This is a genomic window from Bacillus sp. GMs2/2 (genome assembly GCF_050172095.1).
Taxonomy (GTDB): domain Bacteria; phylum Bacillota; class Bacilli; order Bacillales; family Bacillaceae_G; genus Bacillus_A; species Bacillus_A cereus.
Genome location: NZ_JBNLYE010000472.1, coordinates 1 through 2,607 on the forward strand (window position 1 = coordinate 1; position 2,607 = coordinate 2,607).

Below are 2,607 nucleotides of genomic sequence, written 5' to 3' on the forward strand. Positions count from 1 at the left end.
GGCGATGCTTTAGAATTTTTTGTAGAGGAAGATGCGATTGTTCTACAAAAATATACACCTCATGGTACGTGTCCTATCACAGGAGAAATATCTTCAAGGAATGTAAAACTAGGAGGTGGAAAGCTGACGTTGAGTCCAGAGGGTCTAAAACAACTGTTAGCTGAACTAGAACAATACAAAGTGACTGTATGAGAAGAATAGGAGGAGAACTCATTGGAAACGAAATTACAATCATTTCAAAAGGATAGAGGTAAGAACATACTCTTTTCACAGGAACACTTATTACAAGAAGCGTTTCAAAAGAAGAAGGATATCACGTTAATTCTGTTAAAAGGACTACATATAAAAGGAATAATAACAGGATATGATACTTTTTCTATTTTAATAGAATATGAAGGGAAACAACAGCTTGTATATAAACATGCAATCTCCACGATTCGATTCTAAAATAAAACAGTAGCATGAAATCCTTGAAAGTCATGCTACTGTTAAAGAAATATTATTTAGCGTTTACAGCTTCTTTTAATGCTTTCCCCGCTTTAAAGGCAGGTGTTTTTCCCGCAGGAATCGTAAGAGCTTCACCAGTATGTGGATTGCGTCCTTCACGGGCAGCACGTTCTCTTACTTCGAATGTGCCGAAGCCAAGTAGCTGTACATGCTCCCCATTTTGTAGTGCATGTTGAATGGATTCAAACACTGCATCTACAGCAAGACTTGCTTGCGGTTTTGTTAGTTCGGATTGTATTGCGACTTGTTTTATTAATTCTGATTTGTTCATAAAGCACCTCTTATTATAAATGTATACTTGTATTATTATAAAGATGTAAATGAAATGGCGCAAGATAGCTTATAAGATAGATATCGACAGAGCATTGATTGATGAAGTGTTTCTTCTATAAGTAATATTTCGTACTCACACTATATAACAAGGAGCAAATTCCAAATTTACAGGTGTTACAAATTTTAAAGCAGTCCACTTTTGAAGAAATATAAGATATGAACAAAGTAGTCGATATGGTATAAGGAAAATGGTGAAGAATTGAAATAGACCCCAAATCCAGTAACTTCATCTAAAAAGGAGCTCCTAGATTTATCTAGGAGCTCCTTTTTATGAAACATTACTTTTTATTTGTTTATGAACCACTCTATTATAGCAACCATGTTTTACTACTTGCCGAACATCATCTATTTCAACTCCCACTCCCATTATCTCTGTAATCTCTACAACAATTGTATTTTGTAGAACATTTACTACATATCCGGTTAATTGTAAATTAGGATTTTTGCGATATGAAAATTGAACGTAATCCCCAATTGTTACCTTTGTTTTATGCTCCATTTGGTACCCCCTAAATCATCATTAATTATTCGTTAGGTTTCCCTTTTTTTACTTCTTCATACTGTTTAATACGTCTATAAAATGAAGAACGCTTAATATCATATTTCTTCATCACTTCTATATTTAAAATTTTTCACTCTAAATACAATAAGAAAAACAAAAAGAACTTGTAGGGATTCCTACAAGTTCTTTTTTAGATAATATATAAAAGGTGAATCAAACTATCTCATTACTCGTAACGGGGAAACCATCTTACATATGGCTCGATGGGAGCATGTGACAGTACTCCTATAAAAACTTATAACTTTCTACATGTTGTTTTTATAAAAAATATTAAATTTATCTTTAAGTATCTGATAATATTGTTTCTCTGTTATTTCTTTTTTAGATTTATTTCCATGTTGTGTTTCTGTAAAACTTTGCTTAGTAAGTGCAATATGACCATGTTCAATTAGCTTGCAAATAATAATCCCCTTATTTACTGGTGATTCTGGATGATTTATAACCATATTTTGTATATCATTTAGGGGTACAGCCGAGATACGTGTAAAAATAGGTCATAGACTTACTTTTATTTCCATTTAAAATCGAATTCTTACTTGCCACATATGTTTATTAAAAAAAGTATTAGACTAGGGATATTCTTCGCCCAACGAGAGATTATAGGGTCTGTGCAGTAATGGAACAAGAACGGCAATACGACTTAATCACATTCTCAAAAATCAGGTTTTTTGAGAATGATAAAAACATTGTTAAATAAAGCTTGGATACGTTAATACTACGTTATCAAAACTATTATTATAATCAAATTAACAATAACAACCGTTTTTGATAAATCTAATAAATATCAAGGTTTTACTCAGTAAAAAAACTCTATTTTTAGCTATGTTGAAGCTAAAATATAGGTTATTGCCGTTTCTGTTCCATTACTACACAAACCCCAAGAATGGCTATTTCGTAAAAAGTTAACTAATTTCTTTAGAAAAAGCGTAAGTAACAAGGAAGCGATTCTATTTGCAAATGGTGTGTTTGCAATCGCACACTTTGATTGATTCTTCTTCCCTTACTTTGTGAATTGATGCTTATATGCAATGAGCTATGAGAAAACAAAAGAACTTAAAGTGCCAATCCTAGCTCATCTTTTATATAACTCGTTTGTATTTGTAATTACGTGTTTGTAGGGCATAGCGTTATTTATTTGTATACTGTATTTAAAGATTACTAAAATATCATAATGTAATAATTGACATTTACTACGATATTGTAGT

Annotated in this window: 4 protein-coding genes and 1 pseudogene; 2 read left to right on the forward strand and 3 right to left on the reverse strand. The window is 31.8% G+C overall.

Annotation, left to right across the window (positions count from 1 at the left end; all coding sequences use genetic code 11):
* Together ACQGS6_RS26165 and hfq are read left to right on the forward strand one after the other, a co-directional pair.
* Positions 1 to 192, forward strand: a 192-nt coding sequence (locus tag ACQGS6_RS26165) for an AbrB family transcriptional regulator (RefSeq protein WP_426965857.1), incomplete at its 5' end; no start/stop codon positions are given.
* A 21-nt stretch (positions 193 to 213) separates the two neighbouring features.
* Complete coding sequence (hfq, locus tag ACQGS6_RS26170; protein ID WP_000448533.1) at positions 214 to 447, forward strand: RNA chaperone Hfq; 234 nt, start codon at positions 214 to 216, stop codon at positions 445 to 447.
* Between the two features lie 52 nt (positions 448 to 499).
* Here the strand turns inward: hfq and ACQGS6_RS26175 are convergent, their stop codons facing one another.
* From ACQGS6_RS26175 to ACQGS6_RS26185, 3 genes and pseudogenes are all read right to left on the reverse strand, one after another.
* Positions 500 to 778: an HU family DNA-binding protein gene (locus tag ACQGS6_RS26175; protein WP_375812623.1), complete on the reverse strand. Its 279-nt coding sequence runs from the start codon at positions 776 to 778 to the stop codon at positions 500 to 502.
* A 330-nt stretch (positions 779 to 1,108) separates the two neighbouring features.
* Positions 1,109 to 1,339 (reverse strand): DUF2187 domain-containing protein, encoded by a 231-nt coding sequence (locus tag ACQGS6_RS26180; RefSeq protein ID WP_153602997.1) that lies wholly within the window; start codon positions 1,337 to 1,339, stop codon positions 1,109 to 1,111.
* A gap of 308 nt (positions 1,340 to 1,647) precedes the next feature.
* Positions 1,648 to 1,863: pseudogene (locus ACQGS6_RS26185) on the reverse strand (arylamine N-acetyltransferase); the annotation flags it as partial.
* Positions 1,864 to 2,607: the final 744 nt, after the last annotated feature.